The sequence below is a fragment of the Sporomusa aerivorans genome, from assembly GCF_041428895.1.
In the GTDB taxonomy this organism is placed as follows: Bacteria; Bacillota; Negativicutes; order Sporomusales; family Sporomusaceae; genus Sporomusa; species Sporomusa aerivorans.
In genome coordinates this window covers 6,052,988-6,066,541 of record NZ_CP156926.1, presented here as the reverse complement: position 1 = coordinate 6,066,541, position 13,554 = coordinate 6,052,988, and the positions used below count along the sequence as shown (strand labels likewise).

At 51.3% G+C, this 13,554-nt stretch carries 13 protein-coding genes and 1 riboswitch; of the genes, 11 read left to right on the top strand and 2 right to left on the bottom strand.

The genetic code is table 11. The annotated features are described in order from the left end of the window. Positions 1-13 precede the first annotated feature (13 nt). The 6 genes from SATMO3_RS28915 (at position 14) to SATMO3_RS28890 (ending at position 5,388) form a co-directional block, all read left to right on the top strand. The gene (locus SATMO3_RS28915; protein WP_371374615.1) at positions 14-295 is read left to right on the top strand and encodes a hypothetical protein; all 282 of its coding nucleotides are present in this window, start codon (positions 14-16) and stop codon (positions 293-295) included. A 41-nt stretch (positions 296-336) separates the two neighbouring features. After that, positions 337-1,434, top strand: a complete 1,098-nt coding sequence (serC, locus tag SATMO3_RS28910) for a 3-phosphoserine/phosphohydroxythreonine transaminase (protein WP_371374611.1) — start codon at positions 337-339, stop codon at positions 1,432-1,434. 109 nt (positions 1,435-1,543) lie between these two features. After that, the gene (locus SATMO3_RS28905; RefSeq protein ID WP_371374609.1) at positions 1,544-2,194 is read left to right on the top strand and encodes a histidine phosphatase family protein; all 651 of its coding nucleotides are present in this window, start codon (positions 1,544-1,546) and stop codon (positions 2,192-2,194) included. 208 nt (positions 2,195-2,402) lie between these two features. Continuing rightward, the gene (locus SATMO3_RS28900) at positions 2,403-3,485 is read left to right on the top strand and encodes a tetratricopeptide repeat protein (protein WP_371374606.1); all 1,083 of its coding nucleotides are present in this window, start codon (positions 2,403-2,405) and stop codon (positions 3,483-3,485) included. Between the two features lie 14 nt (positions 3,486-3,499). Then, on the top strand, positions 3,500-4,507 hold the full coding sequence (locus tag SATMO3_RS28895) for an aldo/keto reductase (protein WP_371374604.1): 1,008 nt from the start codon (positions 3,500-3,502) through the stop codon (positions 4,505-4,507). Between the two features lie 17 nt (positions 4,508-4,524). Then, the gene (locus SATMO3_RS28890; protein WP_371374601.1) at positions 4,525-5,388 is read left to right on the top strand and encodes an NAD(P)/FAD-dependent oxidoreductase; all 864 of its coding nucleotides are present in this window, start codon (positions 4,525-4,527) and stop codon (positions 5,386-5,388) included. Between the two features lie 263 nt (positions 5,389-5,651). Here SATMO3_RS28890 and SATMO3_RS28885 read toward each other — a convergent pair whose 3' ends face one another. Both SATMO3_RS28885 and SATMO3_RS28880 read right to left on the bottom strand, forming a co-directional pair. Beyond that, positions 5,652-7,148: a DASS family sodium-coupled anion symporter gene (locus SATMO3_RS28885; RefSeq protein ID WP_371374598.1), complete on the bottom strand. Its 1,497-nt coding sequence runs from the start codon at positions 7,146-7,148 to the stop codon at positions 5,652-5,654. A gap of 125 nt (positions 7,149-7,273) precedes the next feature. Next, on the bottom strand, positions 7,274-7,939 hold the full coding sequence (locus SATMO3_RS28880; RefSeq protein WP_371374595.1) for a uracil-DNA glycosylase: 666 nt from the start codon (positions 7,937-7,939) through the stop codon (positions 7,274-7,276). A 228-nt stretch (positions 7,940-8,167) separates the two neighbouring features. On the opposite strand from SATMO3_RS28880, the gene SATMO3_RS28875 reads away from it, so the two are divergent. From SATMO3_RS28875 to gcvPA, 5 genes are all read left to right on the top strand, one after another. Further along, positions 8,168-8,734 carry an HD-GYP domain-containing protein gene (locus SATMO3_RS28875; RefSeq protein WP_371374591.1) on the top strand — a complete coding sequence of 189 codons (567 nt, stop codon included), beginning with the start codon at positions 8,168-8,170 and terminating at the stop codon, positions 8,732-8,734. A 355-nt stretch (positions 8,735-9,089) separates the two neighbouring features. After that, positions 9,090-10,358 (top strand): serine--tRNA ligase, encoded by a 1,269-nt coding sequence (gene serS / locus SATMO3_RS28870; protein WP_371374588.1) that lies wholly within the window; start codon positions 9,090-9,092, stop codon positions 10,356-10,358. A gap of 68 nt (positions 10,359-10,426) precedes the next feature. After that, positions 10,427-10,516: riboswitch (glycine riboswitch) on the top strand. 197 nt (positions 10,517-10,713) lie between these two features. Then, on the top strand, positions 10,714-11,814 hold the full coding sequence (gene gcvT / locus SATMO3_RS28865) for a glycine cleavage system aminomethyltransferase GcvT (RefSeq protein WP_371374585.1): 1,101 nt from the start codon (positions 10,714-10,716) through the stop codon (positions 11,812-11,814). Positions 11,815-11,816: 2 nt separating this feature from the next. After that, positions 11,817-12,206, top strand: a complete 390-nt coding sequence (gcvH, locus tag SATMO3_RS28860) for a glycine cleavage system protein GcvH (RefSeq protein ID WP_371374582.1) — start codon at positions 11,817-11,819, stop codon at positions 12,204-12,206. 1 nt (position 12,207) lies between these two features. Continuing rightward, positions 12,208-13,554 carry an aminomethyl-transferring glycine dehydrogenase subunit GcvPA gene (gcvPA, locus tag SATMO3_RS28855; protein WP_371374580.1) on the top strand — a complete coding sequence of 449 codons (1,347 nt, stop codon included), beginning with the start codon at positions 12,208-12,210 and terminating at the stop codon, positions 13,552-13,554.

The window sequence follows — 13,554 nt, the reverse complement described above, 5'->3', positions numbered from 1 at the left end:
AAGCGAGTACGTGATGAGCAGGAAGTTAATTGTTTACAAGTTGCAGAGAGCCGGCGGCTGGTGCGAGCCGGTGCGAGTAACAGTTGATTCCACCTGGGAGCGGCTAATGACGAATTTGACGGGTTCCGCCCGGTATAGCGGCAAAAGTTGGCCGGAAGGCAACATGGGTGGCAACGCGGGAAAAACTCTCGTCCCTGAAGGGGATGAGAGTTTTTTTATTATCCGCACAGGTGCGACCATGTTTTGCCGGGCGAACTGGGTGGCACCGTGGGATATTTGTCCCGCCCCAGTATAGGATATGGGGCGGGCTTTCTATTTTGATTATGAGGTGATTTAATGGAAACCAGTTTTAAAAGAGCGTATAATTTTAATGCCGGACCGGCTGCCCTGCCACTGACGGTACTGCAAAAAGCCCAAGCCGAACTACTTGATTTTAGTGATACAGGTATGTCCATTATGGAGCATAGCCACCGTGGCAAGGATTATGAAGCCGTACACAATCAGGCTATTGAACTCTTGAAGGAACTGCTGGCTATGCCGTCAGGCTATGATGTGCTCTTTCTGCAGGGAGGAGCCAGTCTCCAGTTCGCTATGCTGCCCATGAACTTTTTGCCTGCAGGCAAAAAGGCAGGTTATGTCATGACTGGTGTCTGGTCTGAAAAAGCTTATAAAGAAGCCGAGAGGCTAGGGCAGGTTTTTGTTGCGGCCTCGGCTCAGGAAGGCAATTACCGCCGGATTCCGGCCGCCCAGGAGCTGCAGTATGATGCATCGACCGCCTACCTGCACATAACATCTAATAATACCATTTATGGCACCGAATGGCAGGAGTTCCCCGATACAGGTGCGGTACCGCTTGTTGCCGATATGTCCAGTGATATTTTATCCCGGCCGTTTGATGTGAGTAAATTTGCGCTCATTTACGCCGGGGCGCAGAAAAATCTCGGTCCGTCCGGGGTTACGGTTGTGATAATTCGCCGAGACTTTTTGGAACAGGCTGATAAGAACCTGCCGACCATGCTAAAATACGGCACATTTGCCAAAGATAACTCTATGTATAATACACCGCCAACTTTCAGCATCTATATGGTAAAACTCATGCTGGAGTGGGTAAAAGACCAGGGTGGCCTTACTGCTCTTTACAGACGCAATCAGGATAAGGCCGCGCTTTTGTATGATGCCATTGATGCCAGTCATGGCTTTTATACCGGGCATGCGCAGCCTGAGGCCAGGTCGCTGATGAATGTAACCTTCCGCCTGCCGAGTCCTGAACTGGAGAAAAAGTTTTTGGACCAGGCGAAAAAAGAGGGTTTTGTTGGCTTGAGCGGCCACCGTTCTGTCGGCGGCTGCCGGGCTTCAACCTATAATGCGGTTCCCATTGAGTCTTGCCAGGCTTTACAGGCTATGATGCTGGCCTTTCAGCAGGCAAATGCCTGATTCATATAACCCGTGTGCTTGTAATTACGGCGGTAGATGCGGCCAATACGCCACAGTGTAGTATATTGAGCCTGTGCATCATAATCGCCTCTAATTTAAAGGAGGAAATATGGCATTAACCCGGTTTATTTTAGTTCGTCACGGAGAAACTACCTGGAATAAGGAAGGGCGTTATCAGGGACAGATTGATACACCGCTAACCCCGTTTGGACGGGAACAGGGCCAACAGGCGGCCAAGGCGCTAAAGGATGTTCCCATTGATGTTTGTTATGCCAGCCCTTTAAGCCGGGCTGTTGATACGGCCATGATGTGCGTGGCTCATCACGGCCTGCCTGTCAGCACCGACGACCGTTTGCTGGAGATTAATCACGGTGAATGGGAAGGCATGCTCAGTGATGAGGTAGGTAAAACCTATCCGGAGCTGCTTAAATTATGGAAAACCACAGTTGTCGGCGTGACTATGCCGGGAAAGGGAGGGGAAGATATTACGGCTGTCCGTGAGCGTTCCATGGCGGTTTTTCGTGAATTGGCCGATAAACATCAGGGGCAGACGGTATTGGTAGTCGCCCATGATGCCGTTAATAAGGCGGTGTTATGCGATATCCTGGATATTGATCTGTCGCATTTCTGGCAGATTAAACAGGATAATACCTGCATTAACGTCTTTGAATACCAGGATGGAAAATGGCGTCTGGTACTCATGAACTCGACAGCTCATCTGGGTTTTCTGTTCAGCGGTATTGAGCAAAGAGGACTATAGTAAAGAACGTGGGATTGCTGATCTTTTCGTCTGTAATGATAAAAGCGGGTGCTGCCCGTGCTCCTATCATTAGCCGGCAGACAGGCAATCTCTTTTCTTTTGCGATGGCTCTGTGATAATTTTGGCAATACTAGCAGGTATTAGTACAATATACATCGAACCTATCGTAATTAATAATGATTACAATATGTGCGAAGGAGCTGTTAGGATGGATAAGGATAAAGGCTGTCAGGAACCGGCTTGTGGCGAGACTTGTGACTGTGGCTGCGCAGGCTGCGGTACCGGCGTTAGCAACGAAGAAAGCCAGTTCAGTAAGGAAATGCGGGCGTTTTATGAAACTGGCCGGACGGCCGAGATATTGTCCGCCTGCACCAAGGAACTGACCGGAAATCCGGAGAATAGCGATGCCTATTTCTGGCGCGGCGTGGTTGCAGCCGTCGACTGTAATTACCAAGAGGCGCTTGCCGATTATGACAAGGCGATCGAGTTGACAGCGAATAAGGCTTCTTATTATTCGCACCGTGGCAGTGCGTATGCCATGCTGGATGACATCAAAAATGCAGTGCTTGATTATTCCAAGGCTATTTTTTATGATCCTCAGGACTGGATCAGCTATGCCAACAGAGGTGTGTTGTATCTTAATAATAACATGCTTGAACATGCTATTGATGATTTGAGCAAGGCGATTGAGCTTGAGCCGGACGATATGGGTTCCTACCTGAACCGGGGCGACGCTTTTGCTGCCCGTAACTTATTCTCGGTAGCCATTGCCGACTATGGCAAAGTAATTGAACGGTTCCCGGAAGAAACCGGGGCTTTGTTAAAAAGAGGACAGGCTTATTATGAGTTAGGTATGAACGACGAAGCAATGGCCGATTATAACAAAATACTTGAACTTGAGCCCGATAATGTCCAGGCCATTGCTATCCGGGCTTCAGCCTATCTGGGGCAAGGCCTGCCGGATGAGGCGGTGGCCGATTTTACCAGGGTGATAGAAATGGACCCGGAGGACTCCCGGCCGTATTTTTTCCGGGGAATCGCCCAGGCGGCACGTAAAGCCTATGATGAGGCTATTGGCGACTTTACGCGCTCGGCCCGGCTTGATCCCAGTAATGCGCTGGCTTTCCATAATAAAGCGCTTTGCTGTGAAATTCAGCAGCGTACTGATGAGGCCATTGAGGCTTATAGAAACTTTTTAGCAGAGGCCAATCCTGAATCGCCGGAAGCGCGGCATGCCCGTGAAAGGCTGGAAGCTTTGGACAAAGGCTTAGACGGCTCACAACTGCAATAGGGGGAATATCTTTAATGGAAAAAAGACGTTTGGGCCGCACCGGCCTTTTGGTAACACCGATAAGTTTTGGCGCATTGCCCATGCAGCGCTGTACCATGGAAGAGGCTGGCAAGGTTTTACTCGCTGCCCTGGATGCCGGGATCAACTTTATTGATACGGCGAGAGCATACACAGACAGTGAGGAAAAGATCGGCCGGTATGCAGCCGGACGCCGCAATGAATACTATCTGGCTACTAAGAGCATGGCCAGAACCAAAGACGCTATGGCTCAGGATATTAATACCAGCTTGGCGAACATGAAAACCGGGTATATTGATATATACCAAATGCATAATGTGAAAACCGACCAGGAGTGGGACGCTGTAATGGCGCCGGACGGTGCACTGGCCGCGCTGAAAGAAGCCCAGGCCGCCGGTAAAATTGGCCATATCGGTATAACCAGCCATAATGTCGACATGCTGGTGCGCGCTGTTAAAGCCGGGGAGTTTAGTACCGTTCAGGTTCCTTTCAACTGTGTTGAGCAGGGGGCCATGAAGGAGTTATTTCCGCTGGCCCAGGCAGCTGATGTCGGTATTATTGGCATGAAACCGTTGGGAGGCGGCCTCTTATCGCATGTGGACCTGGCACTGCGGTTTGTCTTGCAGCAGCCGGGCGTAGTGGCGATTCCAGGCATGGACCGGGTGGAGCATGTGGCCCAAAACCTGGCTCCGGCTATCGATTTTACCCCGTTAACTGACGAGGAACTGGCCCAGCTTAAGGCTGAGGCCGAGAAGCTGGGCGCCAATTTCTGCCGCCGCTGCGGTTACTGTATGCCTTGTGTGGCAGGGATTGATATTCCCCAGATGTTTATTTTTCACTTGCAATATACAAGATATGATTTAAAGACCGCAATCCCGCAGCGGTACCAAGGGTCTAAGGTCAAAGCCTCCAGTTGCATTGAGTGTGGCGAGTGCGAGGCCCGCTGTCCTTACAATCTGCCGATTCGCGAGCGTATGAAACAGGTGGCCCGGGACCTTGGTTGAAACAAGGAGGAATAGGCATGGCTGAAGAAACCAACAAATTTGATATTGCCATTATCGGCGGTGGTCCGGCAGGATTGTCGGCGGCGTTGACAGGACGTATCCGCAACAAGCATATTGCTGTGTTTGAACATCTCGATTTTAGCCAGAAACTGCAAAAAGCCCATCTTGTTGATAACTATCTGGGTTTGCCTGAAGTTACCGGTAAAGGCCTGATGCAGCACTTTGCCGGGCATGCGCTGGCCCACGGCCCCAAGCTGATCAAGGAGAAAGTGCTCAATATATTTCCCGGTGACATGTTTACCTTGCTGACACCCGCCAACACATATGAAGCCAAGGCTGTCATTTTTGCCACCGGGGTGGTCAGCACCCTGCTGTTTGAGGGAGAGCGCGAACTATTGGGCCGGGGGGTTAGTTACTGCGCCACCTGTGATGGCCGCATGTTTGACGACCGGGATGTGGCTGTCATATCTTATACGCAGGAAGGGGAGCATGAGACAGCCTTCCTGGGAGAAATTTGCCGCAATGTGTATTATCTGCCTCAGTATAAAGGGGATTTTAGCAGTATGCGCGCCCCGGTAAAAGTATTATCCGCCAAGCCTAAAGCCATTACGGGCGACGGACAGGTGGAAAAGCTGGTTACTGACAAGGAAGAACTTAAGGTGCACGGTGTATTCATCCTGCGGCAGTCGGACCCGGTGGAAAACCTGCTGCCAGGACTGGAACTCGACGGTGAGGTTATCAAGGTGAACCGCGATATGTCGACAAATATTCCCGGCGTATTCGCCGCCGGCGACTGCACCGGAAAACCATGGCAGATTGCCAAGGCAACCGGTGAGGGACTTGTTGCCGTACTGAGCGCCATTAATTATATTGATAAGTAAAGCAAAATAAAACGAGATTGTTTCGTTATGGCTTGCCAGGACCGCAGGGGTAAATTTCCCTTCGTCGTTGCGTGCGCACACATAGAAGCAATCTCGTTTTTCTGTTAGTAAGTATAACTTTTTTCTGGGTGAAGGCAAGCAAGCGCGACTATTATACAACGCTGCGCCGCTGGCGCTTAACCTCCCCGTGTGTATAACGGCCGCCGGCGCTTCAATGACGTTTACGACTGCAGGGTTTGTCAGCAGTCATTCTTATTCATGCCTTATACCAGCCCCAGCCATTTCCAGTACGTGGCCCCCAGCAGCAGAATGAGCAGGTAGGCGATAATTGTAAGGGGAATGCCGGTTTTAATGAAGTCCCGTACCTCAAACGTCTCGGTCCCATAGGCGACCATATTCTGCGGCGCGTTAACCGGCAGGATAAAACCGAAACTTACAACATACTGCAGGATCATGGTCAGCCCGACAACGTTGATGCCTGGAGTCTTTACGCTCTGCAGGATAGAGATGATAATGGGGATCATGGCGGCAGCCAGAGCGGTGGCGCTGGCAAAGCCTAAGTGGATAATAATCAGAAAAGCGGCGATAACGGCCAGGATGATAAGGGCCGGCATAGTCTGCAAGCCAAACCAGCTGACAATGATTTTGGCCAGCCAGGCGGCGGCCTTGGTGCTCAAAATGGCAGAACCCAGGCTAATGCCGACCCCGAAAAGAATGAGGGTGCCCCAGGGGATTTTTTCCTGCGCCTGTTTCCAGGTCATGATACCAATCCCCGGTAATAGCATGAAGGCGATAGCGGCAATTGTTGTGGAGGAAGTATCGAAAGGATGAACAATTTTCTCGGTTGACCAGAAGAAGAGCAGGATTACCGAAGTGAGCATGAGCTTTTTCTCGGACAGGGACATTGGACCCAACTCTTTCAGGGCGCGGGCGATGGCTTCTTTGCCGCCGGCAATTTCCTCAGTCTCCGGCGGCATTAGTTTGAGGAGCACATAATAAAGAACAAGCGACATTACAATGGCAAACGGTGCGGCGGCAATAAACCAATCCAGCCAGGTAATATATTTGCCCAGCTGTTTTTCGATAAAGCCCATAGCAATCATATTTTGCGCTGCCGCTGTTTTTATGCCGACATTCCAGATGCTATCAGCCTGGGCGGTGGCAATCATCATAACGGCGGCAAACCGACTCTTTTTATCTACGCCGAAGGCCAGGATGATGCCCATGACAATGGGGACCATGCAGGAAACCCGGGCCGTGGTACTGGGAACAAAGAAGCTGAGAATAAAGCCGACCAGGATAACCCCGGCAAGAACACGGCTGGTTTTGGCGCCGATTTTCGACAACACCACCAGCGCAATACGTTTGTCAAGTCCTGTTTGCATCATAGCGGCCGCGATGAAGAGAGCGCCGCCGACCAGCGCCAGAGCCGTATTGCTAAAACCGCCCAGCGCCAGGGTCAGCGCCTGCGAGGTTCCCAGTAATTGCTGGGGTTTGGCCACATCCGGCGACATTCCCAGTAGGAAGGCCATCAATGTCATGATTACGGCGGCGCTTACCGGATAGGAGATCGCATCACTCATCCAGACGATAATGGAAAATAATAAGATACCGAGCATGCGCTGGCCTGCGACTGGCAGGCCTTCCGGCGTAGGCAACGCGATGACAGCCAGCAAGGCAAGCAGGGCGATAGCCAGGCCAAACCGTTTCATAAACGATTCAGGCGTTGGCAGCGCCTGAGGGCAGGCGGATGACTGCATATAAATCCCTCCTTTTGTATTTATATACATGGTACATTATCCGCTAAAGAAAATCATGCTGTTTTCGCTGTGTATATAGAATTATTCTAAAAGTAGTAAAAAAACGGTATACAGCCTGTGACTGTCTACCGCTCTTTTTTTCTTTGCTCGCGCCGTTCACTGTACAATGCCAGTAAATCAGGCGGTTCAGGTGATTTTAAATTATATTCAGGAGCCAATTCCTGGCATTTTTCCACGACGGCCTTCAGATCGTAAAAGACCTCCCATTTAGCCTTGATCAAATCTTTGCCGGTAAGACGGAGCAGATAAGCCGGATGATAGGTAGCCAGGGCGGGAATGTCATATTTAGTGGTGAACCATTTGCCGCGGTCCTTGGTGATGCGGGCATTGGGCGACAGCAGGTATTTTAGGGCGACGCTGCCCAGCGCGATAATAACTTTGGGATGGACGAACGCTAACTCCTGATCCAGCCAGGCTTCGGCACAAAATTGGCCTTCTTCCACAGTTGGTGTACGGTTGTTCTTGGGCCGGCATTTAATTACATTAGTTGTATAAATTCTATCACGGGTAATACCGACGCTGGCCAGGGCTTTGTCCAGTAATTGCCCGGACGGGCCAACAAGGGGAACGCCATATTCATCCTCGACGCCGCCCGGACCCTCGCCGACAATAGCCAGCGGGCTTAAGGGCGAGCCATTGTAGGACGTCGGACCGACAGCATCCTGGCGGAGAGGACAGGCGGTACAGACCAGGAGGGCCTGCTCCAATTGTTCGTGAGTGGTGTATGTCATTGGTTTCACCTCACTACTCTAGTTCGCTTAGCAGGGCTGAACTCCTTTTTATCCTGTCAGAAAGTATAACTTTCGGCTGGATAAGGGCAATCTCAACTTATTATATATTAATAAAATTCATGGAAAATGTAAGAAAAATTCTTCTTGACGCTCCTTACTTATGACAATTAGAATGAAAGTGACATTGGTAGTAAATCGCACCTATAATGGGAGAAAGGACGCCGATGTATGAGCGTAATTCAAACGTTTTGCCGCGTAATCGGCGAGCGCGACTGCTATACAATTGAGCATAGCAAAAATGTGGCCCGGTTGATGGCCAGTTTTGCCGAGTATGTCGAATTGCCAGTCGAAGACGTTACAATGGCTTACGTTGTCGGGATTGTCCATGATGTCGGCAAGATCGGCGTGCCTGACCATATTCTTAATAAAGTCGGCCGCCTGACAGAAGAAGAGTTTGCTGTTATCAGGCAGCATCCGGATATTGGTGCAAGTATTTTAGCTGAAGTTGGCGGGTTGGAAAAGGTGGCGGAAATCGTACGCCATCACCATGAGCGCTACGACGGACAGGGGTATGGAACAGGGCTTGCCGGTGAGCAAATCCCGTTTTTTAGCCGGATGCTGGCGATATGCGATAGTTTTGACGCTATGACGACAGTTCGGTGCTATCGCCGGGAACCGCTCAGCATAGCGGCGGCGCTGACAGAAATAGCCGATTGCGCCGGCAGCCAGTTTGATCCGGCAATAAGCCGGTGGTTTATTGACTTTATTGGCCGCTGTGCGGATTATGGAGCTTAAAACTGGCCAGTGTATGATAATTAAAAGTGACAAGTTGCCAGTACTTTACAAATAATGTTGAATAATGTATAATTTTATACTGCATAATATAGTGTATCTTTATATTGATATCTGCAATGACAGGGCAAGACATAATTAAGGTTCTCAGAGAGCTGGCGGCAGGTGTGAGCCGGCAACATAATTATGTTATCCACCCGGGGAGCATGCGGCGAGGAGCCGCACGGACCACGCCCGTTACGCGTGCCGAGCGGACTTATAAGAGTCAATCAGGGTGGCAACGCGGGAGAAGAAAAGACAGCTCCCGTCCCTAAATCAGGGACGGGGCTTTTTTACGTTAAGGAGGTATATCTATACCATGTTAGACATTAAATTTGTACGAGATAACCCCGACAAGGTCGAACAGGCCCTGAAAAGCCGGGGAGCAGCCATGAGCCTGGCCGAGTTTATCAGCCGGGAGAAAGAACGGCGTGAGCTGCTGGCAGAAGTAGAAGTCTTAAAAAACAAGCGGAACACGGTTTCCCAGGAAATCAGCAAGAAGAAGAAAGCCGGCGAGAATGCCGACGATATGATTGTCGAAATGAGGGAAGTAGGCGACCGCATTGGCGGTATTGACGCAAAGATCAAGGACGTTGAGGCTGCACTTACCGCTATTATTATGAGTATTCCCAATGTGCCCAGTGATACTGTGCCGGTAGGCAAAGATGAGCATGACAACCAGGAAGTTCGCCGCTGGGGCGCGCCGCGGGAGTTTGCCTTTGAGCCCAAGGCGCACTGGGAGATTGGTGAAAAACTGGGGATTCTTGATTTCGAGCGGGGTGGCAAGGTAACCGGCGCCCGGTTTACCTTCTACAAAGGATTGGGCTCCCGGCTGGAACGCTCGCTGATAAACTTTATGCTTGACCTGCATACCAGGGAACATGGCTATACTGAATTTTTTCCGCCTTTTATCGTTAATGAGGCCAGCATGACCGGCACCGGCCAGTTGCCCAAATTCGCCCAGGATATGTTTAAACTGGAGGGGCTTGAGTACTACCTCATTCCGACTGCCGAGGTGCCGATTACCAATCTGCATCGGCAGGAGATTCTGGATGCCAAAGACCTGCCGCTTTATTACACGGCCTACAGCGCCTGTTTCCGGGCTGAAGCCGGGGCGGCCGGCAGGGATACCCGCGGCCTGATCCGCCAGCATCAGTTTAACAAGGTGGAAATGGTTAAATTCAGCCTGCCCGAGGAGTCGTATAACGAACTGGAAAAACTCACGCTCAATGCCGAGAAGGTGTTGCAGTTGTTAGGCTTGCCGCACCGGACGGTACTCTTATGCACCGGTGATATGGGCTTCTCCTCAGCCAAAACGTATGATCTGGAGGTTTGGCTGCCCAGCTTTAATACGTACCGTGAGATTTCGTCCTGTTCCAACTTTGAAGATTTCCAGGCCCGACGGGCTGAAATCAAATTCCGTCGTGAACCCAAAGCCAAGCCGGAGTTTGTTCATACTCTGAACGGTTCCGGGGTTGCTATCGGCCGGACAGTGGCCGCGATTTTAGAAAACTACCAGCAAGAAGACGGATCTGTTATTGTGCCTGAATTGTTACGGCCTTACATGGGTGTCGATGTAATCAAGTAATATAGTTTTGTATTGACAGGTATTCTTTTCCTTTGTTAGAATTGAGCTAACAACCAAATATTATCAGGATGATGGTTATAGGAGAGACTGCCTTGAAGGCGGCGCCGAAGGAGTAAGCACTTTGTCAAACTCTCAGGCAAAAGGACTGTAGCCGGACTATACTCTGGAGAGCACACCCGTTTATAGGGTGTCACCGATGGGGAGCCCTGACAGGGGCAAATCTCTCAGGTACAACGGACAGAGGCAAAGGGAATTAATCCACTTTGCCTCTGTTTTATTTTGTCCATTTTTAGGCTTTCGGCAGGTGGATGATTTCGTACGTTGGTTATCCTATAAAGAAAAGGAGATGATTTGCATGACAGCAAAGCAGACGCCGCTTTATGAAACCCATATAAAGTATGGGGGAAAGATTGTTGAGTTCGGCGGCTGGCTGCTCCCCATCCAGTATGCGGGCATTCTGGAAGAACATAAGGCGGTCAGGGAGAAGGCGGGCTTATTCGACGTTTCCCATATGGGCGAGGTGCTTGTTGAGGGCCCTGAGGCCCTGGAATTTTTGCAGAAGCTGGTAACCAATGACGTTGCCAGGTTAGCCGAGACCCAGGTCCAGTATACGCCGATGTGTTATCCTGATGGCGGAACGGTGGATGACCTTCTGATTTATAAGTACAGCCAGGAAAAATATCTGCTGGTTATTAATGCGGCCAATATTGACAAGGATTGGAACTGGCTTAAGGAAAACAGTGCAGGATACAAGGTAGAGCTTGCCAACTTATCGGCGGATACCGCAGAACTGGCCCTGCAGGGTCCGTCGGCTTATGCCATCCTGGCGAAGCTTACTGATGTGCCGCTGACTAATCTCAAATATTACTGGTTTCTGCCGGAGGTACAGGTTGCCGGTAAAACCGTCATGCTTTCCCGCACCGGCTATACCGGCGAAGACGGTTTTGAACTGTATTGCCGGCCGGACGAGGCGGCCGGGCTGTGGGAGGCATTGATGGCGGCAGGCAAGGAATATAACCTGACGCCGGCCGGCCTTGGCTGCCGGGACACGCTGCGGTTTGAGGCGGCACTGCCGCTGTACGGACATGAACTGTCGGCGGAAATTACGCCGCTGGAAGCAGGTCTTGGTAAATTTGTTTCTCTGACCAAGGGCGATTTTAACGGCGGGGAGGTCTTGGCTGAACAGCGGCAGAACGGCGTTAGACGTAAATCAATCGGCTTTGTCCTGACAGGGCGGGGAATTCCCCGGGCGGAGTATCCGGTGATGCTTGACGGACGCCGGATTGGAACAGTGACTACCGGCTCGTATGCGCCGACCCTGGGAGAAAATATTGGCCTGGCACTGGTTGAGGCCGACTACGCCATAGCGGGTCAGAGCTTTGCCATTGAAATCCGCGGGAAACAGGTTCCCGCCGAAGTGATAAAGAAACCATTTTATCATCGAAAGGGGCAATAACAATGAATATTCCGCAAGAACTCAAGTATTCCAAAGACCATGAGTGGGTCAGGATAGAAGGCAATACGGTCACGATTGGTATAACTGACTATGCCCAGTCGCAACTGGGGGATGTGGTTTTTGTCGAACTGCCGGAGGAAGGCGCTGAAATTGCCGCCCAGCAGGGTTTGTCGGTAGTAGAATCGGTGAAAGCGGTATCTGATATCTATGCTCCGGTTGGCGGCAAGGTTATTGCCGCCAATGAAAGCTTGGCCGACGCCCCGGAAACGGTTAATCAGGACCCGTACGGTGGAGGTTGGATTGCCAAACTGGAATTGACCGATGAGTCCGAGCTTGCCGGACTCCTGGACAGTGAAGCCTATGAAAAGCTGATCGCCGAAGGAGGACATTAAGATGCGGCGGAGTTATCTGCCCCATACCTGTGAAGACCGGGAGAGTATGCTGCAGGCTATCGGGGTGAAAGAGACCGGCGATCTGTTTGTTGATATCCCGGCCGCTTTGCGTCTGGACCGTCCGCTCGCGCTGCCGGCCGCCTTGTCGGAACCGGAATTGGCCGGTCATTTGACTAAACTGGCCGAAAAAAATGCCAGTACGGCTGATTATGCCTGTTTTCTCGGCGCAGGCGCCTATGATCACTACATACCCAGCGTCGTAGACCATGTGCTCAGGCAATCGGCGTTTTATACAGCATATACCCAGTATCAGCCGGAGATAGCTCAGGGCTATTTGCAGGCTTTATGGGAATACCAGAGTCTGATCGCAGAAATAACTGGCATGGCGGTAGCCAACGCGTCCCTGTATGATGGCGGCACAGGCCTGGCCGAAGCGGCTATGATGGCAGCCGGGGCAACCGGACGCAGCGAGTTTTTAGTGGCTAAGACCGTTCACCCCCATTACCGTACCGTTCTCAATACCTATGCCATTGATCGCGGCTATACGTTGAACGAGCTTGGCTATACCGACGGTCAGATTGACAGCAACGAAGCAGCGGCTAAATTGAGTAAAGCGGTAGCGGCGGTTATTATCCAGACGCCCAACTTTTTTGGCTGTCTGGAAGATATCAAAGCCATGGCCGCATTAGCCCACGCCCAGGGGGCGCTTCTGATTACAGCCGTTGATCCTGTTTCCCTGGCTTTGCTTGAGGCACCTGGCAAACTGGGCGCCGATATTGTGGTCGGAGAAGGACAGGGTTTAGGCATTCCCCTGTCGTTTGGCGGTCCCTACCTTGGCTTCTTTGCCACTACCGAGAAGCTAATGCGCAAAATGCCCGGACGAATTGTCGGCCAGACAACCGATCAGGCCGGCAACCGCGGCTTTGTTCTGACGCTCCAGGCCCGCGAGCAGCATATCCGCCGGGAAAAAGCCACTTCGAATATTTGCTCAAATGAAGCGCTGTGCGCCCTGGCTGCGGCTGTGTACTTAAATACCGTAGGTAAAGAAGGCTTTCGGCAAGTCGCGCTGCAGTCTCTGCAAAAAGCCCATTATGCCTACCGTGAACTGACTGCTGTCCAAGGTTGTGAAGCAATATTTACCGCTCCGTTTTTTAAAGAGTTCGCCCTGCGGGTTAATAAGCCGGTTAGCGAAATCAATCAGCGGCTGCTGAACGAGAAAATTATCGGCGGACTCGACCTGGGCACTTACTATCCTGAACTGGCCGGCTGTATGCTCCTGGCAGTTACGGAGAAACGGTCGCGGCAGGAAATTGACAGGCTGACAGCCGGACTGGGGGCGATGCTATGA

What these genes read in the sequence shown, in the direction of transcription:
- SATMO3_RS28915 (WP_371374615.1), top strand. Translation starts at nt 14, where the DNA reads ATGAGCAGGAAGTTAATTGTTTACAAGTTGCAGAGAGCCGGCGGCTGG.
- serC (WP_371374611.1), top strand. Translation starts at nt 337, where the DNA reads ATGGAAACCAGTTTTAAAAGAGCGTATAATTTTAATGCCGGACCGGCT.
- SATMO3_RS28905 (WP_371374609.1), top strand. Translation starts at nt 1,544, where the DNA reads ATGGCATTAACCCGGTTTATTTTAGTTCGTCACGGAGAAACTACCTGG.
- SATMO3_RS28900 (WP_371374606.1), top strand. Translation starts at nt 2,403, where the DNA reads ATGGATAAGGATAAAGGCTGTCAGGAACCGGCTTGTGGCGAGACTTGT.
- SATMO3_RS28895 (WP_371374604.1), top strand. Translation starts at nt 3,500, where the DNA reads ATGGAAAAAAGACGTTTGGGCCGCACCGGCCTTTTGGTAACACCGATA.
- SATMO3_RS28890 (WP_371374601.1), top strand. Translation starts at nt 4,525, where the DNA reads ATGGCTGAAGAAACCAACAAATTTGATATTGCCATTATCGGCGGTGGT.
- SATMO3_RS28885 (WP_371374598.1), bottom strand. Translation starts at nt 7,148, where the DNA reads ATGCAGTCATCCGCCTGCCCTCAGGCGCTGCCAACGCCTGAATCGTTT.
- SATMO3_RS28880 (WP_371374595.1), bottom strand. Translation starts at nt 7,939, where the DNA reads ATGACATACACCACTCACGAACAATTGGAGCAGGCCCTCCTGGTCTGT.
- SATMO3_RS28875 (WP_371374591.1), top strand. Translation starts at nt 8,168, where the DNA reads ATGAGCGTAATTCAAACGTTTTGCCGCGTAATCGGCGAGCGCGACTGC.
- serS (WP_371374588.1), top strand. Translation starts at nt 9,090, where the DNA reads ATGTTAGACATTAAATTTGTACGAGATAACCCCGACAAGGTCGAACAG.
- gcvT (WP_371374585.1), top strand. Translation starts at nt 10,714, where the DNA reads ATGACAGCAAAGCAGACGCCGCTTTATGAAACCCATATAAAGTATGGG.
- gcvH (WP_371374582.1), top strand. Translation starts at nt 11,817, where the DNA reads ATGAATATTCCGCAAGAACTCAAGTATTCCAAAGACCATGAGTGGGTC.
- gcvPA (WP_371374580.1), top strand. Translation starts at nt 12,208, where the DNA reads ATGCGGCGGAGTTATCTGCCCCATACCTGTGAAGACCGGGAGAGTATG.